Below are 26,156 nucleotides of genomic sequence, written 5' to 3' on the forward strand. Positions count from 1 at the left end.
CGACCGTTCAGGAAACGACGCTGCGCAGTCCCTGGAGGTCGATCTGCTCGGTCTCGTCGTGCGCGGTCAGGTCGATCACCTGGCCGACACCGCGCGCGTCCTCGTCCACCGGCTTGAACTCCGCCTCGGCCTCGGCCTTGTGCAGCGCGAGGGCCTCCTGGCCGACGACGTCGGCGAGGTCCTCGTTCTGCACCGCCTCCAGCGCGGCGGACGACGACTTCTGCGTGCCGAAGAAGTCGAACCCGCCCTCGGCACTCGGCCGCCGCACCGACTGCGCGGCCGGTACGACGGCCACGGCGGTCGGCACGGTGAAGTGCCCGGCGGGCCGCTGCACGGGGGCGGCGGAGCGGGGGACGGAGGCGTCCGCGGAACCCTCGGCCCGCTCCGGGGCTGCTGAGGCTGCCGGTGCTTCCGAGGCCTCTGCTGCCGAGCGGGTCCGGGGGGTCTCCCCGGAGGTGCCTGCGACCGCGGGGATCTCCGCGGCCTCCAGGTATTCCGCCGTTACCGAGGGCTCTGCCGCCTCCGGGGCTTCCGCGGCCTGTGCAGCGCCCTCCGCGTCCACGTCCTCGGCATGCGCGGCCTCGCCGTCCGCGTCCCCGGCGCCCACACCCGCGCCCGGGCCCGCGTCAGGGCCGCCGCTGCCGTCGCCGTTCCCGGCGGTGACCACGTCCGCGCTCTCGCCGCCCGCAACCGTGACGTCCGTCTCCGCGGAGCCCGTGTGCCCGGGGCCTTCCGTCCGCCTCGCGGCGGCCTGCGCCGCAGCCGTCTCCTCAGCCGGGGTCGCGTTCTCCCCGGCGGCCGTGTGGTGGGCGGTCGCGCGCGCGTGCTCGTCGACCGCCTCGGGCTTCCCCTTCGCCTCGTCCTCCGGTGCGGCTCCGGCGTCGTCGCCGACGTCGGGGGAGTCGGGCCGGGCGGGCTCCGCCCCGGCCGGCCTCTCGTCGACCGCAACCGGCCGGCCACCGTCGTCGAACCGGGCGAGCGCCGCCTGCGCCCGCAGGAACAGCCGGGATCCCTCCGGGGAGAAGACCGCGGGCGCCTTCGGCTCGTTCCCGCCGGTCCCGGCGTCCTCGCCGGCCGCGTCGGACCCACCGGTCGCGGCCGGCGAACCCGCCGCGACCGACTCGCCGCTCCGGGCGCCGCCTTCGGCCACTTCGCCACCCTGGGCCTGCTCGACCCCAACCCCGGCCTTCTCGGCCCGCTCAACCTTCTCGGCCTTCTCAGCCGTTCCGGCCTTCTCGACCTCCGTCGCCGGCCCGCTCGCCGACGCCTCCTGCGCACTCCGCGCCGGCGGCAGCGCGCGGGACGGCGACGGCGCCGTCTCTATCTCGAGCAGGCGGCGGCCCTCCAGGGCGCTCGCCCGCTCGGTTTCCGCCGTGGCGTAACGGCGCAGCAGGGCCGCGTGCTCGTTGCGCAGGCCGGCCAGCTCGGCGCGCTTGGCCCGCAGCCGCTGCTCCAGCTTGACGCGCAGCTCCCGCGATTCCTCGAGGTCGCTCTCGAGCTCGGCTACACGCTCCTCGAACCGCCACTCGTCGCCCGCACGCGCGCGCGTGAGGTCGGCGACCCGCTTGCCGGCCTGGATGTCCCAGCGGCGCATGACGACCGCGCCGAGGATCGCCGTCACCGCGGCGGCCGCGGCGAGCACCCGGAGCACCAGTTGCTCCGCGAACACCCAGGGACCGAGGGCACAGACGAGGGAAACGCCTGCGATCGCCGACGGAGGAAGCAGCCTGTGCAATGGCGGGGAATGGCGGTGACGTCCACGTGGCATGGCCAGAAACTTACCGCGCGTAGGCGAATGTTGGCGCCCCACCCCGTAAAAACACAGCCACCCCGAACCCTTCACAGGGCATCAGGAACGCCTTAGGGCCCTTGCACTGTGGCCGCCTGGGCCGCGCACTGTGGCCGCCTGGGCCGCGCGGCCTGATCAGGCGCTCAGAGTGCAAGGACGCCTTACGGAAACAGCCCCGCGCCGAATTCGACGAGAAACAAGATCATCAAGCGCTGAGCCGCCCGCTGATCCACTCCAGTGTCGGCGCGATCTCCCGCCGCCAGGTGTTGAAGTTGTGTCCGCCGGTATCGAGGATGATCGACGAGATCCTGGTCTTCTTCGTCGCCTTCACCTCGTCGATGAACTTCAGCGTGTCCTTGTAGTTGGATTCGCCGACCTTGCTGCTGGTGACGAGCAACGAGGTGCGGGGCGCGGGCCGGTGTTTGACGTACCAGCGCAGGTCGGCCTCCTTGCGCAGGGTGTCGTCGCCGTGGAACAGGTCACCGGTGGTGGGGTCGGTCGGCGCCTTGTAGTACGCCGACAGACCGGCCCCCGCCGCGTACACCTCTGGGTGGTGCATCGCCAGCTTCAGCGCGCAGTAGCCGCCCGTGGAGTTTCCGACGATCCCCCAGCTGCCGGGCTTCCTGCTCACCCGGTACTGCGCGGTGACGGCGTCGGGCAGGTCCTTGGCGAAAAACGTCTCGGTCTGCGGCCCGCCGGGGATGTCCACGCACTCCGTGTCGCGCGGCGGCGCCACCGTCGACCGCAGCATCACCAGGATCATCGGCTGCATACGGCCGTCCGCGGCGAGTTCCCGCGCGGTGCGCGGATAGTTCAGCTTGTTCACGAGAGCCTCCGCCGTACCCGGATAGCCGGTGAGGACGACGGCCGCCGGGAACGTACGCGTGCGCTGGCTCGGATCGAAGTACTCCGGCGGCAGGTACACGAAGGCGGGCGTGGCGATGTGCGTCGTACGGCCGGTGACGGTGACCTTCTGTATCTGCCCGCCCATCCGCGGCCGGCCGGCTCCCCCGCCCGACACCCGCCGCGTGTCGACGACCTGGAGGGGGCCCTTGCGGCCGCCTCCCGCGTGGTCGACGACGACGCCCGTGTCGTTCTCCTGTCCGAACAGGTCCGACCAGCTCGCATAGAACCCGAACGCCTGGTTCGCGCCGAGACCCACGGCCGCGAAGAGGGCCAACTGGGTGGCGAGCAGCATGCCCACGCGACCGCTGACGGCACGCCAGCCCCGCCCTGCCAGCCGCGGCCACAGCCACACCGTGCCGGCGAACAGCGCCACGGCACACAGGACCGACAGCAGCAGCGTTTTGTTGCTCGTGAGACCCATGAAGTGTTCCTGCCTACGCTCTCCGTCCGGACTGTGCTCCCCCGCGACCTTCGCGAGGCCTTGCCCCGGACTTTCCTCCGCCTTTTCGGCGGCTTTGAGGAAGGTGAGTGAACCTCCTCCCCCCAGACACCGTCCTAGAGGGCGCAATGTCGCCGGATGCCCGAATCGGCACCGGGTTCAAGGTCTCTCGCGGAACTACGGGATGCGATGTCTGTCAGGGAAGATGGGGAAATGTCGGGCGAGGTTCCGAATCGATCGAGCCGGGTGCGGCGACTGGTCCGGGGCCCACGCCCCGAGTCCGTGCCCCTCCTCGTCGGCAGGGCCTGTGCCCTGGTCGGCCTGCTGAATGTCGCCGCGGGCGTGTTCCCGCGCTTCCGGCACAGCCGTATGCACACACTCGCCGAGGTGCTGCCAGGCGCGTTCGGTCCGTTCGCGGCCGCACTGTCGCTGAGCGCCGGGATCCTGCTGCTCCTGCTCGCACACGGCCTCAAGCGCAGCAAGCGGCGCGCGTGGCGCGCGGCCGTCGCCCTGCTCCCCGCGGGCGCCGTCGCGCAGTTCACCTACCGGCACTCCGTCGTCGGCGTGCTGATCTCCGTCGCACTCCTGATACCCCTGCTGGTCCACCGCGACCAGTTCCGGGCCCTGCCCGACCCGCGCAGCCGCTGGCGCGCCCTCGCGAACTTCGTCCTCATGAGCGCCGGCTCGCTCGGCCTGGGCCTCGTCATCGTCAGCGCCCACCCCGGCCGCATGGTCGGCGACCCCAGCCTGGCCGACCGCCTCACCCACGTCCTCTACGGCCTCTTCGGCTTCGAGGGCCCGGTCGACTACCAGGGGGACGCCTCCTGGACCGTCGCCTTCTCCCTCGGCGCCCTCGGCTGGATCACCGCCGTCACCACCATCTACCTCGCCTTCCGCCCCGAACACCCGGCCGCCCACCTCACCGAGGAGGACGAGACCCGGCTGCGCGCCCTGCTGGACAAGCACGGCAGCCGCGACTCCCTCGGCCACTTCGCCCTGCGGCGCGACAAGGCCGTCGTCTTCTCCCCCAGCGGCAAGGCCGCGGTCACCTACCGCGTCGTCTCCGGCGTGATGCTCGCCAGCGGCGACCCCATCGGTGACGTCGAGGCCTGGCCCGGCGCCATCGAGCGCTTCATGGACGAGGCCAAGGCCCACTCCTGGACCCCTGCCGTCATGGGCTGCTCGGAGACGGGCGGCGAGGTGTGGACCCGCGAGACCGGCCTCGACGCCCTCGAACTGGGCGACGAGGCGGTGGTGGACGTCGCGGATTTCTCGCTCGCCGGCCGCGCGATGCGCAACGTGCGCCAGATGGTCAAGCGCATCGAGCGCGCCGGTTACGAGACCCGGGTCCGTCGTGTCCGTGACCTCGGCGAAGGCGAACTGGAGCGCATCCGGCAGGCCTCGGAGGACTGGCGCGGCACCGACACCGAGCGCGGCTTCTCCATGGCCCTCGGCCGCGTCGGCGACCCCGCCGACGGCGACTGCCTCATCGCCACCGCCCACAAGGCCGACCCGGAACCCGGCCCCTACGGCGACCTCAAGGCGATCCTCCACTTCGTCCCCTGGGGCACCGACGGCGCCTCCCTGGACCTCATGCGCCGCGACCGCGCCGCCGACCCCGGCATGAACGAACTGCTCATCGTCGCCGCCCTCCAGGCCGCCCCCCGGTTCGGCATCACGCGCGTGTCGCTGAACTTCGCCATGTTCCGCTCGGCCCTGGCACGCGGCGAGAAGATCGGCGCGGGCCCCGTGCTGCGCGCCTGGCGCGGACTGCTCGTGTTCCTCTCCCGCTGGTTCCAGATCGAGTCGCTCTACAAGTTCAACGCCAAGTTCCAGCCCCGCTGGGAACCCCGCTTCGTCGTCTACCGGGCCTCCGCCGACCTGCCCCGCATCGGCTTCGCCGCGATGCAGGCCGAGGGCTTCGTCAACCTCGCCCTCCCCCTGCCCCGCTTCCTGCGCCGCCGCTCGCCCGCCGCACGCGTGTGTGCCCACGCCGTCGGCGAAAGAGACGTCCGCGCGGCATGACCGCCTCCCACCGGGCCGCCCCCTCCCGGCCGGCCCGGGCGAATGCCTCGCACGCCCCTCGGCCCCGAGTCCTCCGCCCGGGCCTCCCGGCGATACGGCCCGCTCCTGGGCCTACGCTGAACATATGAGCAAGCAGAGCGGACGCGGGCGAGTCGACGGCCTTCCGGATTGGGACCGCTGCGCGGTCATGGGGGTCGTCAACGTCACCCCCGACTCCTTCTCCGACGGCGGCCGCTGGTTCGACACGACGGCCGCCGTCAAGCACGGCCTCCACCTGGTCGACGAGGGCGCGGACCTCGTCGACGTCGGCGGCGAGTCCACCCGGCCGGGCGCGACCCGCGTCGACGAGGACGAGGAACTGCGCCGCGTCGTCCCCGTCGTCCGCGGTCTCGCCTCCGAAGGCGTCACCGTCTCCGTCGACACCATGCGCGCCTCCGTCGCCGCCCAGGCCCTCGCCGCCGGCGCCGCTCTCGTCAACGACGTCAGCGGCGGCCTCGCCGACCCGGAGATGATCCCGGTCGTCGCCGACGCGGGCGCCCCCTTCGTCGTCATGCACTGGCGCGGTTTCCTGGAGGGCGGCAACGTCCGGGGCGCCTACGACGACGTCGTCCGCGAAGTCGTCGACGAACTCCACGCGCGCGTGGACGCCGTCCTCACCGGCGGCATCGCACCCGACCGCGTCGTCGTCGACCCCGGCCTCGGCTTCTCCAAGGAAGCCGACCACGACCTCGCCCTGCTCGCCCACCTCGACCGGCTGCATACCCTCGGGCACCCCCTGCTCGTCGCCGCCTCCCGCAAACGCTTCCTCGGCCACGTCCTCGCCGGACCCGAGGGCGCCCCGCCGCCCGCACGCGAACGCGACGCCGCCACCGCCGCCGTCTCCGCGCTCGCCGCACACGCCGGCGCCTGGGCGGTCCGCGTGCACGAGGTGCGCGCCACGGCGGACGCGGTACGGGTCGCGCGCGCCGTGGAAGAGGCACGCGCCGGACACGACACGCCGGGCGCGCGCGCCGCTCGGGAAGGAACCCGGTGAGCGCCCCGCACACCGATGTCGAGCAGGTCGAGGCCGCCAACACCGCCTTCTACGAGGCACTCGAGCGGGGCGACTTCGAAGAGGTGTCCTCCCTCTGGCTCAGCCCCTCCGACCTGGGCGTCGACGAGACGTACCACGACCCGGCGGACGTGGGCGTGATCTCCTGTGTGCATCCCGGCTGGCCCGCGCTCACCGGACGCGGCGAGGTGCTGCGCTCGTACGCGCTGATCATGGCGAACACCGACTACATCCAGTTCTTCCTCACCGACGTGCACGTCTCCGTCACCGGCGACACCGCCCTGGTGACCTGCACCGAGAACATCCTCAGCGGCGGCCCCGCACCACGGGCCGGCGAGGAGCTCGGCCCGCTCGTCGGCCAGCTGGTGGTCGCCACGAACGTGTTCCACCGCACCGCAGACGGCTGGAAACTCTGGTCCCACCACGCCTCCCCGGTCCTCGCCGAGACCGACGACGAGGAGGACGAGGAGACACCCTCCTGAGCGGGTAGGCGGTACGGGACCGGGCGGCCCACGGGAGGGGGTGGCCACTGCGGACGGGACGGACGCACGGACGTCGTGCGCACGGACGTCGCCCGCACGGACGTGACCCGCGGGGACCGAGAAGTGGTTGGAACCGCGAACCGGCGGGTAGGCGCGGCTACCAGCCCGTGAGCCGTCGGGTTCCCCGGGGGAAACACCCGGTGAACACCTCCCGGCCCCGACCCGGCCGACGCCCCCGTGGCCCGGCCCTGTCAGCGCTCGCAGGTAGATTCGTTCGAGGCCGGTGTACCGCCCGCACACGGTACGCACCGGCCGTCACCGACGACTGCAGGAGTGATTCGCGTGGATCGTGTCGCGCTGCGCGGCCTGAAGGCCCGTGGGTACCACGGCGTGTTCCCCAGGGAACGCGAGGAGGGCCAGACCTTCGTCGTGGACCTCGTCCTCGGCCTGGACACCCGTCCGGCCGCAGCCGACGACGACCTGGCGAAGACCGTGCACTACGGCATCGTGGCGGAGGAGGTCGTGGCCGTCGTCGAGGGCGAGCCCGTCAACCTCATCGAGACGCTCGCCGAGCGCATCGCCCAGGCCTGTCTGAAGCACGAAGGGGTCCAGGAGGTCGAGGTGTGCGTCCACAAGCCGGACGCCCCGATCACCGTCCCCTTCGACGACGTGACCGTCACCATCACCCGGAGCCGAGTATGACCGCGTCCTTCACCGAGGGTCACAGCGACCCGACCGTACAGCCGGTACCCGCCTCCGTCGTCGAGAGGGTGGACGCCGCCGACACCACCCTCCACAACCCGCGACGGGCCGTGGTCTCCCTCGGCTCCAACCTCGGCAACCGCCTGGAGACCCTCCAGGGCGCCATCGACGCCCTCGAGGACACGCCCGGCGTGCGCGTGAAGGCCGTCTCCCCCGTCTACGAGACCGAGCCGTGGGGCGTCGAGCCCGGCAGCCAGCCCTCGTACTTCAACGCGGTCGTCGTCCTGAAGACCACCCTCCCGCCGTCCTCTCTTCTGGAGCGGGCCCACGCGGTCGAGGAGGCCTTCCACCGCGTACGGGACGAGCGCTGGGGCGCCCGCACCCTGGACGTCGACATCGTCGCCTACGCCGACGTCGTCTCCGACGACCCCCACCTCACGCTCCCCCACCCCCGCGCCCACGAGCGCGCCTTCGTCCTCGTCCCGTGGCACGACGTCGACCCCGCCGCCCAGCTGCCCGGCCGGGGCCCGGTCGCCGGCCTCCTCGACACCGTCACCCGGGCGGGCGTCGAAGCCCGCGAGGACCTGGAACTCCGGCTGCCCGAATAGTCGTTGTCGGTAAGGTCACACGACCACAACACCGCCGGGGAACCGAAGGGACACCGTGAGAGAGCTGCGCATCAGGATGCTGGTCGGCGTCTTCGTCGTCGCCGGCGTCCTGTCCTGGGCGGGCGCCCGCCTCTGGAACTCGATCGGGACCCTCCCCAGCGTCCCGCTGGCCGCCCCCATCGTCCTCGCCGTGATCGCGGCCATCCTGCTGGCCACGGCGCTGTCGCTGCGCGCCCGCCTCAAGGCGCAGCGCGAGCGCCGTCCCGAGGCCAAGGGCGTCGACCCGCTCATGGCGGCCCGCGCGGTCGTCTTCGGCCAGTCCAGCGCCCTGGTCGCCGCCCTCGTCGCCGGCATGTACGGCGGCACGGGCGTCTTCCTCCTGGAGTCCCTCGACATCCCCGCCCGCCGCGACCAGGCCATCTACGCCGGCTTCTCGGTCCTGGCCGGCATCGCCGTGATAGCGGCGGCCGTCTTCCTGGAGCGCGTCTGCAAACTCCCCGAGGACGACGACCCCAACGGCCCGGGGACCGCCCCGGCGGCGTGAGCCGCGTCACGCGTCGGGGGCCCCGCGCCCCCGACGTCAGCGGGCCATGATCAGGCTCATGGCCTCGTTGCGCGTCGCCGCGTCCCGCAACTGCCCGCGGACCGCTGAGGTGAGGGTCTTGGCACCCGGCTTGCGTATCCCGCGCATCGACATGCACATGTGCTCGCACTCCACCACCACGATGACGCCTCGCGGCTCGAGGATCTCCATCAGCGAGTCCGCGATCTGCGTGGTGAGGCGCTCCTGCACCTGGGGGCGGCGTGCGTAGACGTCCACGAGGCGGGCCAGCTTCGACAAGCCGGTGATCTTGCCGCTGGTCGACGGGATGTACCCGACATGAGCGACCCCGCGGAACGGCACCAGATGGTGCTCACAGGTCGAGTAGACCTCGATGTCCTTCACGAGCACCATCTCGTCGTGCCCCAGGTCGAAGGTGGTCGTCAGCACGTCCTCGGGCTCCTGCCACAAGCCCGCGAAGATTTCCCGATACGCCCGCGCAACCCGGGCCGGCGTCTCCCGGAGGCCCTCGCGGTCCGGGTCCTCGCCGACCGCGATCAGCAGTTCCCGTACGGCGTTCTCGGCTCGCTTCTCGTCGAACTCGCCGATGGGGCCCTCGCCGTCCAGCGTCACGGGGTCGGTCATCTGTGCCTCGTTCCTGTGTGTCCTGCATACGGGCATAAGGGAAATGCCGCGTCCCCCAGGCTAAATCCTGGGGGACGCGGCATCCATGCCCGTCTTTGTGAGGTCCGTGACGAGGAGTGTCAGCTCTCCGTACGGTCCTCGGGGGCCGGCTCGGCCACCGGGGTGGCGTCCGTCGCCGTGGACTTGGCGGTGGTGATCGCCGGGGTCGCGCCGTTGGCACCGTTGGTCAGTGCGAGCTCCTTGGGGGAGAGCACCGGCGGGCGGGTGGACGGCGTGCGCCGCGAGGAGCCGGTCCAGGCGGGCCGCGGCGGGCGCTTGACGATGGGGGCGAAGATCTCGGCGATCTCCTCCTTGCCCAGCGTCTCCCTCTCCAGCAGCTGCAGGACCAGGTTGTCGAGGACGTCGCGGTTCTCGACCAGGATCTCCCAGGCCTCGTTGTGCGCGTTCTCGATGAGCTTCTTGACCTCTTCGTCGACCAGCGCGGCGACCTCTTCCGAGTAGTCGCGCTGGTGAGCCATCTCACGGCCGAGGAAGGGCTCGGTGTTGTCGCCGCCGAACTTGATGGCGCCGAGACGTTCGGTCATGCCGTACTGCGTGACCATCGCGCGGGCCGTGGCGGTGGCCTTCTCGATGTCGTTCGCGGCGCCCGTGGTCGGGTCGTGGAAGACCAGTTCCTCGGCCGCGCGGCCGCCCAGCATGTAGGCGAGCTGGTCGAGCATCTCGTTGCGCGTGGTCGAGTACTTGTCCTCGTCCGGCAGGACCATCGTGTAACCGAGGGCACGGCCGCGGGACAGGATCGTGATCTTGTGGACCGGGTCGGAGTTCGGGGAGGCCGCCGCGACCAGGGCGTGTCCGCCCTCGTGGTACGCGGTGATCTTCTTTTCCTTGTCCGACATGATCCGGGTCCGCTTCTGCGGGCCCGCGACCACGCGGTCGATCGCCTCGTCCAGCATGTGGTTGTCGATCAGCTTCTTGTCCGATCGGGCCGTGAGCAGCGCGGCCTCGTTCAGCACGTTGGAGAGATCGGCACCCGTGAAGCCGGGGGTGCGGCGGGCGACGGCGGCCAGGTCGACGTCGGGCGCGACCGGCTTGCCCTTCTGGTGGACCTTGAGGATCTCCAGACGGCCCTGCATGTCCGGACGGTCGACCGCGATCTGGCGGTCGAAGCGGCCGGGGCGCAGAAGGGCCGGGTCGAGGATGTCGGGCCGGTTCGTGGCGGCGATGAGGATCACACCGCCCTTCACGTCGAAGCCGTCCATCTCGACGAGCAGCTGGTTCAGCGTCTGCTCGCGCTCGTCGTGACCGCCGCCGAGGCCGGCGCCGCGGTGGCGGCCGACCGCGTCGATCTCGTCGACGAAGACGATCGCCGGGGCGTTCGCCTTGGCCTGCTCGAAGAGGTCACGGACCCGCGAGGCACCGACACCGACGAACATCTCGACGAAGTCCGAACCGGAGATCGAGTAGAAGGGGACGCCCGCCTCGCCGGCGACGGCACGCGCGAGCAGCGTCTTGCCGGTGCCGGGAGGGCCGTACAGGAGCACGCCCTTGGGAATCTTGGCGCCGACGGCCTGGAACTTGGCCGGTTCCTGGAGGAACTCCTTGATCTCGTGGAGCTCCTCGACGGCCTCGTCCGAGCCGGCGACGTCGGCGAACGTCGTCTTCGGGGTGTCCTTGGTGATGAGCTTCGCCTTGGACTTGCCGAAGTTCATGACCCGGGAGCCGCCGCCCTGCATCTGATTCATCAGGAACAGGAAGACGACCACGATGAGGACGAAGGGGAGCAGGGAGAGCAGGATGCCCACGAAGGGGTTCTGCTTGGACGGCGACACGGTGTAGCCGTCCGGGATCTGCTTGTCCTGGAACTTGGTCTGCAGTGTGTTGGCGATGGTCACGCCTTGGTCGCCGATATAGCTCGCCTGGATCTTCGAGCTGCCCTCGACCTTTGTGCCGTCCTTGAGCGTGACCTTGATGATCTGCTCGTCACCGGTGGTGAGCTTGGCCGACTCGACCTTGTTGTCGTTGATCGCTGCGACGACCTGGCCGGTGTCCACCGTCTTGTAGCCGCCGGACGAACCGACGACCTGCATCAACACGACCACGGCAAGGACGGCCAGCACGATCCACATGACCGGCCCACGGAAGTATCGCTTCACGTCCATCCATACGGAGCGGTGCCGCCCCGTCCCTCCTGCCATAGTGAGTTTGATAAGACAGTTCTTCTGACGGTACCCCAGCTTCGCCGCACGAAGCCGCACGGGACGGCTGGCGAACCCGTCTGCATGCTCCAACGGTGCGAGGCCCGCCGGGGTTCCCGATCTTCGTACGGCGGTGGCCCTGCGGGGTCAGCCGCCGTAGACGTGGGGCGCGAGCGTACCGACGAAGGGGAGGTTGCGGTACTTCTCGGCGTAGTCGAGGCCGTAGCCCACGACGAACTCGTTGGGGATGTCGAAGCCGACCCACTCGACCTCGATGGCGACCTTGGCGGCGTCGGGCTTGCGCAGCAGTGTGCAGACCTTCAGGGACGCCGGTTCGCGCGAGCCGAGGTTGGAGATCAGCCAGGACAGGGTCAGGCCGGAGTCGATGATGTCCTCGACGATCAGGACGTGCCGGCCCTTGATGTCGGTGTCGAGGTCCTTGAGGATCCGCACCACACCGGAGGACTGGGTGCCCGCGCCGTACGACGACACGGCCATCCAGTCCATGGTGACGGGGGTGGACAGCGCCCGCGCGAGGTCGGCCATGACCATCACCGCGCCCTTGAGGACGCCGACGATCAGCAGGTCCTTGCCCGCGTACTCCGCGTCGATCTTCGCGGCCAGCTCGGCCAGCTTCGCGTCGATCTCTTCCTTGGTGATGAGTACCTGCTTGAGCTCGGCACCCATGTCTTTCGCGTCCACCCGCATCACTTTCGGTCGTCCCACCGGCTGGCCGCCCCTCCCCGAGGTACTCGGAGGGGCCGGGATTCAGCCTTGCCGAATCACCAGTCTGCCACCCTGGCGCCGGGCGACGACTTTGCCGGGGAGATTGATGGCCCCCTGACCGCGCCAGCCGGTGATCAGCCGGTCGATCTCCTCGATGTGCCGGGCGAACAGCGAGCCGGCCGGGGCGCCCGCCTCGATGGCGGCGCGGCGCAGGATGCGGCGGCGTACGGCGGGCGGCAGGGCGTAGAGCTTGGCGCACTCCAGCAGGCCGGCGGAGTCCCGTACGGCGGTCTCGGCCCGCCGGGCCCAGGCGTCGAGGGCGTCCGCGTCGTCGCGGGAGAGCCGGGCCGTACGGGCGAGGGCTTCGACGACCCCCTTGCCGAGGGCCTTCTCCAGGGCGGGCAGTCCTTCGTGGCGCAGCCGGGAGCGGGTGTAGGCCGGGTCGGTGTTGTGCGGGTCGTCCCAGACGGGCAGGGACTGGACCATGCAGGCCTTGCGGGCGGTCTGGCGGTCGAGCCCCAGGAAGGGACGGCGGTAACGGCCGCCGGCCCCGGAGATGGCGGCCATGCCGGACAGGGAGCGGATGCCGGAGCCGCGGGCGAGGCCGAGGAGGACGGTCTCGGCCTGGTCGTCGCGGGTGTGGCCGAGCAGGACCGCGGTGGCGCCGTGGCGGTCGGCGGCGGCGTCGAGGGCGGCGTAGCGGGCGTCGCGGGCGGCGGCCTCGGGTCCGCCCGCGCGGCCCACGCTCACGGCGGTGGACTCGACGGGGTCGAGTCCGAGTCCGCGCAGGCGCAGGACGACCTCGTCGGCGCGCGTGTCGGAGCCGGCCTGGAGGCCGTGGTCGACGGTGACGCCGCCGGCGCGGATGCCGAGCTTGGGGGCTTCGAAGGCGAGGGCGGAGGCGAGCGCCATGGAGTCGGCTCCGCCGGAGCAGGCCACGAGCACGAGCGGCGAGGGCGGACGCTCGTGCGGGGCCGTCTCTTCGGCGAGGCGGGTGTGTTCGGTGAGGATGTCGTGGAGGACGCGGCGGACCGCCAGGCGTATCGCCGCGACCGCAGGATGGGGACCCATTGTCCGGTTCCCTTCATGAAGTTTTCGGGGTTGAGCCCGATGCCGGTCACGCAGAGTGTGTAGATGGTGACAGAACTGAGCCGTTCCCCGAGCATTGCACGCCTGCGCGGGCCTCACGGTCCCTCGGACGGGTGATTGGCGCGGCGTTCGCCTGCCGTCGGCCGGATTCGGTTCCCGACGGTTCAGGACGGGTCACGGCCGATCACGGGACGTCACGGGGTCTTCGGCGTGTCGGCGTCATGAGTCGGACTTGCGGTGCACGCGTGCGACCCAGTCCGCCGGTGCGGCGATCTCGGCCTTGGTGGGGAGGGTGTTCGGGGAGGTCCACACGCGGTTGAAGCCGTCCATGCCGACCTGGTCGACGACAGAGCGTACGAAGCGTTCGCCGTCCTTGTACTGGCGGAGCTTGGCGTCGAGGCCGAGCAGTTTGCGCAGGGCCATGTCGAGGCGGGAGGCGCCCTTGGCGCGGCGCTGCTGGAACTTCTCGCGGATCTCGGCGACGGTCGGTACGACGTCGGGGCCGACGCCGTCCATGACGAAGTCGGCGTGGCCCTCGAGGAGGGACATCACGGCGGTGAGGCGGCCGAGGATCTCACGCTGGGCCGGGCTCTGCACGAGTTCGACCAGGGAGTGGCCGCCGTCGTCCTCCTCGCCCTCGGGGCGGCCGCCGGCGAGGGACTGGGCTGCTTCGCGGACGCGCTCCAGGAAGGTCATGGGGTCGACGTCGGTCTCCGCGAGGAACGACTGGATCTCACCCTCGAGGTGGTCGCGCAGCCAGGGCACCGCGGTGAACTGCGTGCGGTGCGTCTCCTCGTGCAGGCACACCCAGAGGCGGAAGTCGTGGGGGTCGACGTCGAGTTCGCGTTCGACGTGGACGATGTTGGGGGCGACGAGGAGGAGACGGCCGCCGCCGTCGGAGCCCGCGGGGAGTTCTCGGGTGGCGGGGGCGAAGGTCTCGTACTGGCCGAGGACGCGGGAGGCGAGGAACGACAGCAGCATGCCGAGTTCGACGCCGGTGACCTTGCCGCCGACCGCGCCGAGGACCACGCCGCCGGGGCTGGTGCTGCGGCGTTCCTGCATCTTGTCGAGGAGGGGTTTGAGGATCTGGCGGAAGCCGGCGACGTTCGCCCGGATCCAGCCGGGGCGGTCGACGACGAGGACGGGGGTGTCGTGGGTGTCCTCGGAACCCAGCCGAGTGAAGCCCCGGACGTGTCCCTCCGAGGCCTTGGCGTGCCGACGGAGTTCGGCGACGACGGCGCGGGCCTCGTCGCGGCTCACTTCTGGGCCCGGCCGTACGAGCCGGGTCGCGGTCGCGACCGCGAGATTCCAGTCGACCATCCCGGAAGAGGCACCACCGATGCTCGTCATGTGTCAACCGTACGTGAGCGCCGCCGTCGGGGGCAGGGCGTGGGGGACGAGATGGGGGGTGCGTCAGGGTCGGGCCGGGGCGGGCGGGCCGGTGGACGGTGGTGCTCGGGTGGCCCGGCCGGCTGCGTGGTCGGCCACGGGGAGCGGGCGCGGGGGTGAACCGGGGGCGGCCGTCTGCCCGACGGCCCGGAGTCGAGGGGGCGCCGCCCGGTGCTCGGGTTCGGTCCGTGTCGGTCGTGCCGCGTCGTGGCCGGCGGTCCGCCCCGGGTGGGCCCCTGACGTATCTCCCGGGCACTCCCCTGACGTCTCCCCGGGCAGCTCCCTTTGAGGGGTCTCTGCACTGTGAGCGCCTGGTCAGACGCGCGGCGGCCCGGGCGGGCAGGGTGCGAGGACCCCTGAGAGCTCCGAACAGAAGGGGGGCCGATCAGGTCGCGGCGTCCGGTGCGTGCGGCCGCAGGACGCCGGAAGCTCCTCGCAGCGGAGCTGCCAGGGGCTTTCGGCAACGCGGCGAGCGTGCGTCCCCGGCGTCGCGAGCCGGGCTCCCCTTCTGTTCGGAGCTCCACGTGCCCGGGCATCCCCTCACCTGCACCCGCACGCCGCCACCGCTGAAGCGACGCGGTCCAGGGCCGCCCGGGCAGCGCCGCGGTCCGTCGTGTCGGAGGCGAGAAGGGCGAAGGCGAGGAGACGGCCGTTGCGGTCGACGACGGTGCCCGCGAGGGTGTCGACACCCGTCAGGGTGCCGGTCTTGGCGCGGACGACACCGGCCGAGGTGTCGGTGGAGCGGCCGGCGAGGGTGCCGGTGAAGCCGGCGACGGGCAGGCCGGTGAGGGCGGGGCGCAGGTCGGGGCGGGCGGGGTCCGCGGCCTTGGCGAGGAGGCCGGCCAACAGGTTCGCGGTGAGGCGGTCGGAGCGGTCGAGGCCGCTGCCGTCCTTGAAGGAGACGCCGGCCATCGGCAGGCCGAGCTGCGCGATCTGGGCGTGGACGGCCCGGCCGGCGCCGGCGAAGTCGGCGCGCACGCCGGTGGCGACGGCAGTCTGGCGGGCGAGGGCCTCGGCGATGTCGTTGTCGCTGTTGGTGAGCATGCGTTCGACCAGGGCGGACAGGGGCGGGGAGGAGACCGTGGCGAGCGTCTGCGCGCGCGTGGTCGCCTTCGAGGGGCCGGGGTGGGTGGTCCGGATGCCGTGCACCCACAGGAAGTCCGCGAACTGGGTCGTGGCGTCCAGCGCCGGGTCGAGGACGCGGCCGACCTCACCGCTCGTCGAGTCGTCCGTGCGTCCCTCGTCGGCCATCAGGGCGGTCACCCGGGCGAGGTTGGGGTTGCGCCCGATGGGGTGAACCTCGGTGCCGGCGTACAGGGTGGTGTCGTAGGAGAGCGTCGCCCGGGTGATGCCGCGCTTCTTCAGGGCGGCCGCGGTCTGCGCGGCGAGGGTGCGCAGACTGGCGAGGCCCTCGGCGTTCGCGCGGGCGGTCAGGGTGGGGTCGCCGCCGCCGACGAGGACGATCTCCTGGGTGTCGGGCTCCAGCGCGGCGCGGGTGGTGAGGCGGTGGTCGGGTCCCATCGCGGACAGCGCCGCGACGGCGGTGGCGATCTTCGTGGTGGAGGCCGGGGTGAGCGCCTGGTCGGCGCCCGTCTCGTACAGGCGCGTGCCGGTGGCCACGTCGACGACGGCGGCGGCGGGGGCGGGGCCGAGGGCGGGGTCGCCCAGCAGGGGCGTCAGGATGCCGGCGAGGGCGGTCGTGGCGGGCAGGGTGCCGGGGACGGGGTGCACGGCGTTCGTGGTCCCGCCGAGCCCGGTGAGGACGGACGCGGCGCTGGGGGCGGGCCGCGGCGTCCCGTCGGCCGACGCGCCCTCCGCGGAGGTGCGGCCGTGATCTGCGCCACCCGTCCGCTCGAGTGCGGCGGCGTGGTCCCGCTCGGCCGTACGCTGACCGGTGGAATCCCAGGGGCCGGCCGCGGTCACCACGCCGGCGGCCAGTACCAGTCCGGCGGTCGCCGCGCCGGTGGTGTACTGCCAGGTCCTGAGGTTCCCGGGGTTCTTCGGCCGCGTGATCCGCGTGAGCTGCGGTTTCGCCGCCCGTGTGAGCCGTGCGACCCTCGGCTGCGCGGCGGCCGCGGCGCGCGCGAGACGGGGTCGTACGATCCCTGCGGCCCGTGCCAGACGCGGTCGTACGGCGTTCGCGGCCCGCACCACGTGCGGTCTCGCGGCACGCCAAGGCCCCAGCTCCGGCACGACCACCAGCCCCTTTCGCGATCACACAGCAGCGTGAGGGACACTTAACCACCAGAACTATGTGTTGATCATGGAGGAGCCACCGGTGGAGTTCGACGTCACGATCGAGATTCCGAAGGGTTCGCGGAACAAGTACGAGGTGGACCACGAGACCGGTCGGATCCGCCTGGACCGTCGACTCTTCACCTCGACCGCCTACCCGACCGACTACGGCTTCGTCGAGAACACCCTCGGCGAGGACGGCGACCCGCTGGACGCGCTGGTCATCCTGGACGAGCCGACCTTCCCGGGTTGCCTCATCCGCTGCCGCGCGATCGGCATGTTCCGTATGACGGACGAGGCCGGCGGCGACGACAAGCTGCTGTGCGTCCCGGCGACCGACCCGCGTGTGGAGCACCTGCGTGACATCCACCACGTCTCGGAGTTCGACCGCCTGGAGATCCAGCACTTCTTCGAGGTCTACAAGGACCTGGAGCCCGGCAAGTCCGTCGAGGGCGCCGACTGGGTCGGCCGCACCGACGCCGAGGCCGAGATCGAGCGGTCCTACAAGCGTTTCAAGGACCAGGGCGGTCACTGACCTGTCGCAGCAGTCGCAGACCGACCTGCCGTAGCAGTCACGGTCCGACCTGCCAGAGCAGTCCCGGAAAGGGCCGTACGCGCGCGTGCGGCCCTTTCTCATGCCCGCTTGCGTGGTGCGGGTCGCGTGACGGTCGGCCCCGACGCATACCTTCGGCGCGTCTGCGCATACTGAGGCCTACGGAAGGTGTCGTTCAGGGAGCGTTGCTCAGTGACGGAGGCGGAGGACCGCAAGCCACGGTCGGACGAGGCGCGTGGCCTGTTCGATCCCGAGGTGACCTCCGAGTTCGCGATTCCCGAGGGGCTTGCCGTCCCGCGGGGTGGGGGCGAGTCGGAGACCACGTCGGAGTTCGCCGTTCCGGTGGGGCTGGAGGCCCCGCAGCCGGCCGCGGCGGAGCCGGAGAAGTCGGCGTTCACCCGGCCCAGTACCTACAGCTCCCGGCACGCGCCCGCCGCGTTCACGCCCGCCGAGGGCTTCCCGGTGGTCAGTCTGACCAAGGACGTGCCGTGGCAGGACCGGATGCGCACGATGCTGCGCATGCCGGTGGCCGAGCGGCCCGCGCCGGAGCGGGCGGTGAAGGCGGAGGAGGAGGGCCCGGCCGTCCCGCGCGTGCTCGACCTGACCCTGCGCATCGGGGAGCTGCTGCTGGCGGGCGGGGAGGGCGCCGAGGACGTGGAGGCCGCGATGTTCGCGGTCTGCCGCTCCTACGGGCTCGACCGCTGCGAGCCGAACGTCACCTTCACCCTGTTGTCGATCTCCTACCAGCCGTCGCTGGTGGAGGACCCGGTGACGGCGTCGCGGACGGTGCGGCGGCGGGGGACGGACTACACGCGGCTCGCGGCCGTCTTCCAGCTCGTCGACGATCTCAGCGACCCCGAGACGCAGATCTCCCTGGAGGAGGCCTACCGGCGGCTCGCGGAGATGCGGCGCAACCGGCACCCGTACCCGACCTGGGTGCTGACCTCGGCGAGCGGGCTGCTCGCGGGGGCGGCCTCGGTGCTGGTCGGCGGTGACGTGACGGTGTTCCTGGCGGCCGCGATCGGCGCGATGCTCGGCGACCGGCTGGCCTGGCTGTGCGCGGGGCGCGGGCTGCCCGAGTTCTACCAGTTCCTGGTGGCCGCGACGCCGCCGGCGGCGATCGGTGTGGCGTTGACACTCGCCCACGTCGATGTGAAGGCCGCCGCCGTCATCACCGGTGGGCTGTTCGCGCTGCTGCCCGGACGGGCCCTGGTGGCGGGCGTGCAGGACGGTCTGACGGGCTTCTACATCACCGCGGCGGCCCGTCTGCTGGAGGTCCTGTACTTCTTCGTGGGCATCGTCGTCGGGGTGTTGGTGATGCTCTACGTCGGCGTGCAGTTGGGCGCCCATCTCAATCCGGACGCCACCCTGGGCATCAGCGAGCGGCCGCTGTTGCAGATCGGCGCGTCGATGCTGCTGTCGCTGACCTTCGCGGTCCTGCTCCAGCAGGAACGGTCCACCGTGCTGGCGGTGACGCTCAACGGCGGGGTCGCCTGGTGTGTGTACGGCGCGATGCACTACGCCGGCGGCATCTCGCCCGTCGCCTCCACCGCCGTCGCCGCCGGGGTCGTCGGGCTGTTCGGCCAGTTGCTGTCGCGGTACCGGTTCGTGTCGGCGCTGCCGTACACCACGGCGGCGATCGGGCCCCTGCTGCCGGGTTCGGCCACCTACTTCGGTCTGCTGGCGATCGCTCAGAACGAGGTGGACGCGGGACTGGTGTCGCTGACGAAGGCCGCGGCCCTGGCGATGGCCATCGCCATCGGGGTGAACCTCGGGTCGGAGGTGTCGCGGCTGTTCCTGCGGATCGGGTCGCCGGAGAAGCGGCGGGCCGCCAAGAGGACGCGGGGATTCTGAGCTGTTCCCCGCGCCTCTCGGGAGCGGGGCCTAGTAGCCCTGGTTGTGGGGGTACTGGCCGTTCTGCTGGTGCTGGGGCTGCTGCCAGTCCTGCTGCTGCGGCGCGTACTGCTGCTGGGGGTACTCCTGCTGCGGGTACTGCTGCTGCTGGCCGTAGTACTCGTCCTGCCCGTAGCCCTGGTCCTGGGACGGGCGGCCCGGGTACGGCTCGTGCTGGTCGATGCGGCGCAGCTGGGTCGTGGCGTCGTCCATCGCCTGGCCGTGGGCCTGCGCCTGGTGGTGGGCCCGGTCCTGTGCCTGGCGGGCCGCCGCCGGCTGCTCGGCCGCCGCGCGCTTCTTCTTGGAGCGCTCCCGCAGGAACTCGATGGCGATCGGCACGACCGAGACGATCACGATGAGGATGAGGATGGCCTCGACGTTCGTCTTGATGAACTCGATCTGGCCGAGCCAGTAGCCGGCGACGGTGACGCCGGTGCCCCACGCGATGCCGCCGATGACGTTGTAGGCGATGAACGTGCGGTACTTCATGCTGCCGGCGCCCGCGACGATGGGGGCGAAGGTGCGCACGATGGGCACGAAGCGGGCGAGGACGATCGCCTTGGGGCCGTACTTCTCCATGAACTCGTGCGCCTTGTCCAGATTCTCTTTCTTGAAGAGCTTGGAGTTGGGCCGGTTGAAGAGCTTCGGACCGAGGAACTTTCCGATCATGTAGCCCACTTGGTCGCCGACGACGGCGGCGATCACGATGAGCGTGCAGACCAGCCACAGGGGCTGGCTGATGTACTGGCCCTCGGCCACGAACAAGCCCGCGGTGAACAGCAGGGAGTCACCGGGCAAGAAGGCGAAGAGGCCGGATTCCGCGAAGACGATCAGCAGGATGCCGGGCAGGCTGAAGGTCTCGATCAGATAGTCCGGGCTGAGCCACTCGGGGCCTAGCGCAAGCGTGGTCACGGGATTGTGGCTCCTGCTGTGGGGTACGGGCGGGGGGCTGGCTGCCCCAACGTATCAACGCAGCCGCCCCTGCCCAGGTTCCATGGGGCTTCCCAGGATGCACTGTGCCCGCCTTTGGGCAAACCTGTGAGCATGGGCATCGAGGATTACGGCGGCGGCCAGGGGCCCCAGCCGGACGTACTGGTCGTCACCACGAACGACGTACCCGGGCACCGGGTCGAGCAGGTCATCGGCGAGGTCTTCGGACTGACGGTGCGCTCGCGGCATCTCGGCAGCCAGATCGGCGCGGGTCTGAAGTCGATGATCGGCGGTGAGCTCAAGGGGCTCACCAAGACGCTCGTCGAGACCCGGAACCAGGCCATGGACCGTCTCGTCGAGCAGGCACGCGCGCGGGGGGCCAACGCCGTCCTGGCGTTCCGCTTCGACGTGACGGAGGCCGCCGACGTGGGCACCGAGGTGTGCGCCTACGGCACGGCCGTGGTCCTGGCCCGGGAATGAGACCTTCCGGGCCAGGTGCTCAGCCGGCGCGACGGGCGGCGTTCGCGACGATCGCGTCCCGGAGGTGTTCGGCGAGGCCCGGGCGCATGGAGTCGTAGAACGCCTTGAAGCGCTCGTCGGAGACGTACATCTCACCCAGGCACTGGTGCAGTTCGTAGGAGCACTCGTAGAACCAGCCGCAGATGTGCTGCCGGTGTTCCTCGGCCAGGTCCATGGCGGACTCGCCGGTCGGGGCCTCGCCGGCGGCCATCAGGGCGTCGTAGCGCTCGCCCCAGTCGGCCACCTCGGCCTGCATGCGCTTCCAGTCCTCCTTGGTGTACTGCGCGGTGCGGCGCTGTGACTCGGCGTAGGCGTCGGTGCCGCCCCAGCGCTGTTCGGCCTCCTCGGCGTACTGCTCGGGGTCCTTGTCGCCGAAGACCTCGAAGCGCTCCTCGGGGGTGAGGTTGATGCCCATCGTGCGTGCCTCCATGGCGTGCTCCACGGCCGCCGCCATCTTCTGCAGCCTCTCGATCCGGGCGGTCAGCAGTGCGTGCCTGCGGCGCAGGTGCGCGCGCGGGTCCGCGCCGGGATCGTCGAGCAGGGCGGCGACCTCGTCGAGCGGGAAGCCGAGCTCGCGGTAGAACAGGACCCGCTGCAACCGGTCGAGGTCGGCGTCGCTGTAGCGCCGGTGACCCGCGGGGCTGCGCTCGCTCGGGACGAGCAGGCCGATGTCGTCGTAGTGGTGCAGGGCGCGCACCGTGACTGCGGCGAATCCGGCGACCTGTCCGACGGAGTAGCTCACTTCGTCCGCTCCTTCTTCTCGGTACGCGCTCCACTGTGGGCCCTCACGTCGCGTGAGGTGCAAGCCGTCTCCCGGGGCGGTTCACCACGTCGCCCGACTCGGGATGTTGTGTCGGTTACGTCCGCTTATCGTGACCCCGTGGTCCAGGACACCGCGCGGCAGGCGCCCCCCGCTCCGGCGACGCCGGCGCGCACGCTGCTGCCGACGATCCTGCCCGCACTGGTCGTCGGGGTGGTGGCGAGCCTGGTCCTGCTGCTGGTGAGCGGCGTGGCCGAGCGGCTCCAGGACGTGGTGTGGCGGGATCTGCCTGACGCGCTCGGGGTGGGCCGCTGGTCGGTGCTGTGGGTGGTCGTCGTCCTCACCACGACCGGGGTGCTGGTGGGGCTCGTGGTGTGGAAGGCGCCGGGGCATGCCGGGCCCGACCCGGCCACCACCGGGCTGGACGCGCCGGTGCTTCCGCCCGTGGTGCTGCCCGGACTGCTGCTGGCGACGGTCCTGGTGCTGGCCGGCGGGCCGAGTCTCGGCCCGGAGAACCCGATCATCGCGGTGAACGTCGGGCTGGCCTACTGGCTGGGCCGCCGGCTGCTGCCCCGGGCGCCGGGCGGGGCGTGGCCGGCGCTGGCGGAGGCGGCGACGATCGGCGCGCTGTTCGGGACGCCGGTCGCGGCCGCACTGCTGATCTCGGAGGCGCTGGCCGCGCGGCGGACCGGCGGGCCGCTGTGGGACCACGTCTTCGCCCCCCTCGTCGCGGCCGCGGCGGGGGCCATGACGACGAATCTGGTGGCGCACCCGACGTTCGACCTCGGCCTGCCCGCCTTCACCACGGCGGGCTGGGGCGACCTGCTCGCGGCGCTGGTGATCGCGTCCGCGGCCGCGCTGCTGGCACTGTGCGCCGTCCTCGCCTTTCCGTTCGCCCACGGCGCGTTCGCGCGGCTGCGGCACCCGATGCTGGCCCTTCCGGTCGGTGGCCTCGTCCTGGGGCTGCTGGCGGCCCTGGGCGGCCATCTGACGCTCTTCAAGGGGCTCGACGAGATCGGGGAGCTGGCGCGCGACCCCGAGGGCTGGACGGCGGGCGAGTTCGCCACGATGACGGTGGTGAAGCTGGCCGCACTGCTCGTCGCCGCGTCCTGCGGTTTCCGCGGCGGGCGGATCTTCCCCGCCGTGTTCGTCGGTGTCGCCCTCGGGCTCACCGCCCACGCACTCGTGCCGGCGGTGCATCCGGCGGTGGGCGTGTCGGCCGCGGTGCTCGGTGTGCTGCTCGCCATCACCCGGCAGGGCTGGGTGAGCCTGTTCGTCGCCGCCGTCCTGGTCGCCTCGCCCGCGATCCTCGCACTGCTGTGTGTCGCCTCCCTGCCGGCCTGGCTGCTGGTCACGGGGCGGCCGCAGATGCAGTTGCGCGAGGGGGGAACCGCCGTCCGCTGACCACAGTCGACCGTCTCAGGAGGCACGTCCATGCCGTTGCACGAAGGTCCCCGGAACCCCGACGAGCGCTCCCGTTCCGTCAACCCGTTCTACGGCGAGGCGGATCCGGTGGGCGGCATGACCGAGGCGCCGCCACGGCACCGGCTGCCGGACGGTCCCACGCCGCCGTCGACGGCGTACCAGCTGGTCCACGACGAGTTGATGCTCGACGGCAACTCCCGGCTGAACCTGGCCACCTTCGTCACCACCTGGATGGAGCCGCAGGCCGGGGTGCTGATGGCGGAGTGCCGCGACAAGAACATGATCGACAAGGACGAGTACCCGCGCACCGCCGAACTGGAACGGCGCTGTGTGGCGATGCTCGCCGACCTGTGGAACGCGCCGGACCCGTCGGCCGCCGTGGGGTGCTCGACGACCGGGTCGAGCGAGGCGTGCATGCTCGCGGGGATGGCGTTCAAGCGCCGCTGGAGCAGGCGTCGTCCCGACCCGGCGGCCCGGCCCAACCTGGTGATGGGGATCAACGTCCAGGTCTGCTGGGAGAAGTTCTGCACCTTCTGGGAGGTGGAGCCCCGTCAGGTGCCCATGGAGGGCGACCGGTTCCATCTCGACCCGCAGGCCGCCGCCGAGCTGTGCGACGAGAACACCATCGGGGTCGTCGGCGTCCTCGGCTCAACCTTCGACGGCTCCTACGAGCCGATCGCCGACCTGTGCGCGGCCCTGGACGCCCTCCAGGAGCGCACCGGCCTCGACATCCCGGTGCACGTCGACGGGGCGTCCGGAGCGATGATCGCGCCCTTCCTCGACGAGGACCTGCTGTGGGACTTCCGCCTCGCGCGCGTGGCGTCGATCAACACCTCGGGGCACAAGTACGGGCTGGTGTACCCGGGGGTGGGCTGGGCGCTGTGGCGCGACCAGGACGCGCTGCCCGAGGAGCTCGTCTTCCGCGTGAACTACCTGGGCGGTGACATGCCGACGTTCGCGCTGAACTTCTCGCGGCCCGGCGCCCAGGTCGTCGCGCAGTACTACACGTTCCTGCGGCTGGGCCGGGAGGGCTACCGGGCCGTGCAGCGCTCCACCCGGGAGGTCGCGCGGACCGTCGCGGAGCGCGTCGAGTCCCTCGGTGACTTCCGCCTCCTCACCCGGGGCGACGAACTCCCCGTCCTGGCCTTCACCACGGCTCCCGGCGTCGAGGCGTACGACGTCTTCGACGTCTCCCGCCGGCTGCGCGAGCACGGGTGGCTGGTGCCCGCGTACACCTTCCCGCCGAACCGCGAGGACCTCTCCGTCCTGCGCGTCGTGTGCCGCAACGGCTTCTCCTCCGACCTGGCCGACCTGTTCGTCGACGACCTGACGCGCCTCCTGCCGGAACTCCGCAGACAGCCCCGCCCACTGACCCGGGACAAGGAGGCGGCGACGGGCTTCCACCATTAGGGCCCTAGCTGTGCTGTCCCGGCACAACGGCTCATGCGGCTCATGCGGCTCACGCGGCTCAGCGGCTCATGCGGGCGAACTTCCGCACCGCCAGCGGGAAGAACACGGCCAGCAGGGCCAGTGGCCAGACGACAGCCGTCCAGACGTGGCCGGACGCGCCCGTGGCGAACAGGTCGCGCACCGCGGTCGCCGTGTGGGAGAGGGGGTTCCACTCGACGACCGTGCCGAGCCAGCCGGGCATGGACGTGGGGCTGGCGAAGGCGTTGGAGAGGAAGCCGACCGGCCAGACCAGGATCTGCACGGCCTGGACCATCTCCGGCCTGCCGGCGACCAACGCCAGGTGGATGCCGATCCACAGCATCGCGAAGCGCAGGAGGAGCAGCAGGCCCACGGCCGCCAGGAAGGCCGCCACCCCGCCGTGCGCACGCCAGCCGAGGGCCGCGCTCATGCCGATCAGCACGACCAGGCCCACCGCCGACTGGAGCATGTCGGCCGCCGAACGGCCCACCAGGACCGCCCCGTCGGCCATCGGCATCGAACGGAACCGGTCGATCACCCCCTTGTCGAGGTCACGAGTGACCGCGAGCATCGTGCCCTCCAGGCCGAAGGCCATGGTGAGCGCGAGCATGCCGGGGAAGAGGTAGTCGAGGTAATGGCCGCTCACCCCGCGCCCGCCGCCGACCAGGTAGCCGAACATCAGCAGCAGCATCACCGGGAAGACCAGCCCGACGGCCAACTGGCCCGGCCGTCGCGCCCAGTGGGCGAGTTCGCGCCGGGTCATGGTCCAGGAATCGGTCAGCGCGTGCGTGCTCACGCGGCCTCCTTCGTACGGTCGTCCCGTCCGGTGAGGTGCAGGAACACCTCGTCGAGCGTGGGGCGGCGCAGGGCCACGTCCTCCGCCTCGATGCCCGACTCCTCCAGGGCGCGGACGACGGCGGTGAGCGCGGCCATGCGGTCGGTGACGGGGGCGCTGAGCAGCCGGCGGTCGGCGTCGACCACGATGTCGTCCTCGGGCACGGGCAGCAGCGCGAGCGCGGCGCCCAGGTGCCCCTCGTCGCGCAGGACGACGTCGATGCGGTCGCCGCCCGTCAGCGCCTTCAGCTCGGCCGCCGTGCCGTCGGCGATCACCCGGCCCCGGTCGACGACGCAGATGCGGTGGGCGAGCTGGTCGGCCTCCTCCAGGTACTGGGTGGTCAGCACGACGGTCGTGCCGCCGCCGACCAGTGACCGGACCGCGGACCACACCTCGGCGCGTCCGCGCGGGTCGAGGCCGGTGGTGGGCTCGTCCAGGAAGAGCACCTCCGGGTCGGTGATCAGGGAGGCGGCCAGGTCCAGCCGCCGGCGCATGCCGCCGCTGTAGGAGCGCACGGGTTTGCGGCCGGTGTCGGTCAGCCCGAAGCGCTCCAGCAGTTCGTCGGCGCGCACGCGCGCGCGGCGGGCGCCCAGGTGGTGGAGGCGGCCGAAGAGCTCCAGGTTCTGCCGGCCGCCCAGCTCCTCGTCCAGCGCCGCGTGCTGGCCGAGCAGGCCGATGCGCAGCCGGACCTCGCGGGCCTGCCGCACCACGTCGTGCCCGGCCAGCTCGACCCGGCCGCTGTCCGGCCGCAGCAGCGTGGAGAGGATCCTGACCAGGGTCGTCTTGCCCGCGCCGTTCGGTCCGAGCACCCCTTGCACGGTGCCTCGGGCGACCTCCAGATCCAGCCCGTCCAGCGCCCGGGTGTCGCCGTATCTCTTGTGTACGCCCTCGACGATGATCGCCGCGTCAGCCATCCCGGTCCCCCATCTCCCTCACTAGTCAAGGTTGACTACTTCTTCAAGGTAACACCACCGATCCCACTCGTCCAACT

General features: G+C 71.6%; 23 protein-coding genes. 11 read left to right on the top strand and 12 right to left on the bottom strand.

The features are described from left to right. Positions 1-7: 7 nt before the first annotated feature. Positions 8-1,768: a hypothetical protein gene (locus ACZ4YY_RS16175; RefSeq protein ID WP_468289631.1), complete on the bottom strand. Its 1,761-nt coding sequence runs from the start codon at positions 1,766-1,768 to the stop codon at positions 8-10. Positions 1,769-1,994: 226 nt separating this feature from the next. Then, positions 1,995-3,116 carry an alpha/beta hydrolase gene (locus ACZ4YY_RS16180; protein WP_468289633.1) on the bottom strand — a complete coding sequence of 374 codons (1,122 nt, stop codon included), beginning with the start codon at positions 3,114-3,116 and terminating at the stop codon, positions 1,995-1,997. A 231-nt stretch (positions 3,117-3,347) separates the two neighbouring features. Between ACZ4YY_RS16180 and ACZ4YY_RS16185 the strand changes: the two genes are divergently transcribed. From ACZ4YY_RS16185 to ACZ4YY_RS16210, 6 genes are all read left to right on the top strand, one after another. Further along, positions 3,348-5,159 (top strand): phosphatidylglycerol lysyltransferase domain-containing protein, encoded by a 1,812-nt coding sequence (locus ACZ4YY_RS16185; protein WP_468289636.1) that lies wholly within the window; start codon positions 3,348-3,350, stop codon positions 5,157-5,159. Between the two features lie 124 nt (positions 5,160-5,283). Further along, a complete protein-coding gene (gene folP, locus ACZ4YY_RS16190; RefSeq protein ID WP_468289639.1) occupies positions 5,284-6,192 on the top strand; it encodes a dihydropteroate synthase in 909 nt (302 codons plus the stop codon). Next, a complete protein-coding gene (locus tag ACZ4YY_RS16195; protein ID WP_468289642.1) occupies positions 6,189-6,692 on the top strand; it encodes a nuclear transport factor 2 family protein in 504 nt (167 codons plus the stop codon). Before folP ends, ACZ4YY_RS16195 begins: the two co-directional genes overlap by 4 nt. A gap of 342 nt (positions 6,693-7,034) precedes the next feature. Continuing rightward, complete coding sequence (gene folB / locus ACZ4YY_RS16200) at positions 7,035-7,394, top strand: dihydroneopterin aldolase (RefSeq protein WP_468289645.1); 360 nt, start codon at positions 7,035-7,037, stop codon at positions 7,392-7,394. Further along, positions 7,391-8,002, top strand: a complete 612-nt coding sequence (gene folK, locus ACZ4YY_RS16205) for a 2-amino-4-hydroxy-6-hydroxymethyldihydropteridine diphosphokinase (RefSeq protein ID WP_468289648.1) — start codon at positions 7,391-7,393, stop codon at positions 8,000-8,002. Before folB ends, folK begins: the two co-directional genes overlap by 4 nt. Before the next feature lie 55 nt (positions 8,003-8,057). Then, positions 8,058-8,546: a DUF3180 domain-containing protein gene (locus ACZ4YY_RS16210; protein WP_468289651.1), complete on the top strand. Its 489-nt coding sequence runs from the start codon at positions 8,058-8,060 to the stop codon at positions 8,544-8,546. A gap of 36 nt (positions 8,547-8,582) precedes the next feature. Here the strand turns inward: ACZ4YY_RS16210 and folE are convergent, their stop codons facing one another. The 6 genes from folE to dacB all read right to left on the bottom strand — a co-directional run bounded on the left by folE (position 8,583) and on the right by dacB (position 16,741). Then, positions 8,583-9,188: a GTP cyclohydrolase I FolE gene (folE, locus tag ACZ4YY_RS16215; protein WP_468289654.1), complete on the bottom strand. Its 606-nt coding sequence runs from the start codon at positions 9,186-9,188 to the stop codon at positions 8,583-8,585. Between the two features lie 119 nt (positions 9,189-9,307). Continuing rightward, complete coding sequence (gene ftsH / locus ACZ4YY_RS16220; protein ID WP_468289657.1) at positions 9,308-11,347, bottom strand: ATP-dependent zinc metalloprotease FtsH; 2,040 nt, start codon at positions 11,345-11,347, stop codon at positions 9,308-9,310. Between the two features lie 183 nt (positions 11,348-11,530). Continuing rightward, entirely contained in the window at positions 11,531-12,091 is a 561-nt protein-coding gene (hpt, locus tag ACZ4YY_RS16225; RefSeq protein ID WP_468290182.1) for a hypoxanthine phosphoribosyltransferase, read from the bottom strand. Between the two features lie 60 nt (positions 12,092-12,151). Further along, entirely contained in the window at positions 12,152-13,180 is a 1,029-nt protein-coding gene (tilS, locus tag ACZ4YY_RS16230; RefSeq protein WP_468289660.1) for a tRNA lysidine(34) synthetase TilS, read from the bottom strand. A gap of 237 nt (positions 13,181-13,417) precedes the next feature. Then, positions 13,418-14,548: a zinc-dependent metalloprotease gene (locus ACZ4YY_RS16235; RefSeq protein ID WP_468289663.1), complete on the bottom strand. Its 1,131-nt coding sequence runs from the start codon at positions 14,546-14,548 to the stop codon at positions 13,418-13,420. 579 nt (positions 14,549-15,127) lie between these two features. Beyond that, complete coding sequence (gene dacB / locus ACZ4YY_RS16240; protein WP_468290184.1) at positions 15,128-16,741, bottom strand: D-alanyl-D-alanine carboxypeptidase/D-alanyl-D-alanine endopeptidase; 1,614 nt, start codon at positions 16,739-16,741, stop codon at positions 15,128-15,130. Between the two features lie 124 nt (positions 16,742-16,865). Between dacB and ACZ4YY_RS16245 the strand changes: the two genes are divergently transcribed. Next, positions 16,866-17,357: an inorganic diphosphatase gene (locus ACZ4YY_RS16245; RefSeq protein ID WP_055637912.1), complete on the top strand. Its 492-nt coding sequence runs from the start codon at positions 16,866-16,868 to the stop codon at positions 17,355-17,357. Between the two features lie 210 nt (positions 17,358-17,567). Next, a complete protein-coding gene (locus ACZ4YY_RS16250; protein ID WP_468289666.1) occupies positions 17,568-19,229 on the top strand; it encodes a threonine/serine exporter family protein in 1,662 nt (553 codons plus the stop codon). A gap of 30 nt (positions 19,230-19,259) precedes the next feature. Here the strand turns inward: ACZ4YY_RS16250 and ACZ4YY_RS16255 are convergent, their stop codons facing one another. Further along, positions 19,260-20,180, bottom strand: coding sequence for a DedA family protein (locus tag ACZ4YY_RS16255; RefSeq protein ID WP_468289668.1), 921 nt, complete (start codon positions 20,178-20,180; stop codon positions 19,260-19,262). Between the two features lie 132 nt (positions 20,181-20,312). On the opposite strand from ACZ4YY_RS16255, the gene ACZ4YY_RS16260 reads away from it, so the two are divergent. Continuing rightward, positions 20,313-20,678, top strand: coding sequence for a YbjQ family protein (locus ACZ4YY_RS16260; protein WP_468289671.1), 366 nt, complete (start codon positions 20,313-20,315; stop codon positions 20,676-20,678). A 19-nt stretch (positions 20,679-20,697) separates the two neighbouring features. On the opposite strand, the gene ACZ4YY_RS16265 is transcribed toward ACZ4YY_RS16260, so the two are convergent. Further along, positions 20,698-21,459 (bottom strand): MerR family transcriptional regulator, encoded by a 762-nt coding sequence (locus ACZ4YY_RS16265; RefSeq protein WP_468289673.1) that lies wholly within the window; start codon positions 21,457-21,459, stop codon positions 20,698-20,700. A 138-nt stretch (positions 21,460-21,597) separates the two neighbouring features. Here ACZ4YY_RS16265 and ACZ4YY_RS16270 point away from each other — a divergent pair, with 138 nt between their 5' ends. Together ACZ4YY_RS16270 and ACZ4YY_RS16275 are read left to right on the top strand one after the other, a co-directional pair. Then, the gene (locus ACZ4YY_RS16270; protein ID WP_468289676.1) at positions 21,598-22,881 is read left to right on the top strand and encodes an ion channel protein; all 1,284 of its coding nucleotides are present in this window, start codon (positions 21,598-21,600) and stop codon (positions 22,879-22,881) included. Between the two features lie 30 nt (positions 22,882-22,911). Further along, entirely contained in the window at positions 22,912-24,312 is a 1,401-nt protein-coding gene (locus tag ACZ4YY_RS16275) for a glutamate decarboxylase (RefSeq protein WP_468289679.1), read from the top strand. 58 nt (positions 24,313-24,370) lie between these two features. Here the strand turns inward: ACZ4YY_RS16275 and ACZ4YY_RS16280 are convergent, their stop codons facing one another. Then, positions 24,371-25,126 carry an ABC transporter permease gene (locus ACZ4YY_RS16280; protein WP_468289682.1) on the bottom strand — a complete coding sequence of 252 codons (756 nt, stop codon included), beginning with the start codon at positions 25,124-25,126 and terminating at the stop codon, positions 24,371-24,373. After that, complete coding sequence (locus tag ACZ4YY_RS16285; RefSeq protein ID WP_468289685.1) at positions 25,123-26,079, bottom strand: ATP-binding cassette domain-containing protein; 957 nt, start codon at positions 26,077-26,079, stop codon at positions 25,123-25,125. Before ACZ4YY_RS16285 ends, ACZ4YY_RS16280 begins: the two co-directional genes overlap by 4 nt. Between the last annotated feature and the right edge of the window lie 77 nt (positions 26,080-26,156).

This window comes from Streptomyces sp. NPDC030143, from assembly GCF_055573695.1.

What these genes read in the sequence shown, in the direction of transcription:
- ACZ4YY_RS16175 (WP_468289631.1), bottom strand. Translation starts at nt 1,768, where the DNA reads ATGCCACGTGGACGTCACCGCCATTCCCCGCCATTGCACAGGCTGCTT.
- ACZ4YY_RS16180 (WP_468289633.1), bottom strand. Translation starts at nt 3,116, where the DNA reads ATGGGTCTCACGAGCAACAAAACGCTGCTGCTGTCGGTCCTGTGTGCC.
- ACZ4YY_RS16185 (WP_468289636.1), top strand. Translation starts at nt 3,348, where the DNA reads ATGTCGGGCGAGGTTCCGAATCGATCGAGCCGGGTGCGGCGACTGGTC.
- folP (WP_468289639.1), top strand. Translation starts at nt 5,284, where the DNA reads ATGAGCAAGCAGAGCGGACGCGGGCGAGTCGACGGCCTTCCGGATTGG.
- folK (WP_468289648.1), top strand. Translation starts at nt 7,391, where the DNA reads ATGACCGCGTCCTTCACCGAGGGTCACAGCGACCCGACCGTACAGCCG.
- folE (WP_468289654.1), bottom strand. Translation starts at nt 9,188, where the DNA reads ATGACCGACCCCGTGACGCTGGACGGCGAGGGCCCCATCGGCGAGTTC.
- ftsH (WP_468289657.1), bottom strand. Translation starts at nt 11,347, where the DNA reads ATGGACGTGAAGCGATACTTCCGTGGGCCGGTCATGTGGATCGTGCTG.
- hpt (WP_468290182.1), bottom strand. Translation starts at nt 12,091, where the DNA reads ATGCGGGTGGACGCGAAAGACATGGGTGCCGAGCTCAAGCAGGTACTC.
- tilS (WP_468289660.1), bottom strand. Translation starts at nt 13,180, where the DNA reads ATGGGTCCCCATCCTGCGGTCGCGGCGATACGCCTGGCGGTCCGCCGC.
- ACZ4YY_RS16235 (WP_468289663.1), bottom strand. Translation starts at nt 14,548, where the DNA reads ATGACGAGCATCGGTGGTGCCTCTTCCGGGATGGTCGACTGGAATCTC.
- ACZ4YY_RS16260 (WP_468289671.1), top strand. Translation starts at nt 20,313, where the DNA reads ATGGGCATCGAGGATTACGGCGGCGGCCAGGGGCCCCAGCCGGACGTA.
- ACZ4YY_RS16275 (WP_468289679.1), top strand. Translation starts at nt 22,912, where the DNA reads ATGCCGTTGCACGAAGGTCCCCGGAACCCCGACGAGCGCTCCCGTTCC.
- ACZ4YY_RS16285 (WP_468289685.1), bottom strand. Translation starts at nt 26,079, where the DNA reads ATGGCTGACGCGGCGATCATCGTCGAGGGCGTACACAAGAGATACGGC.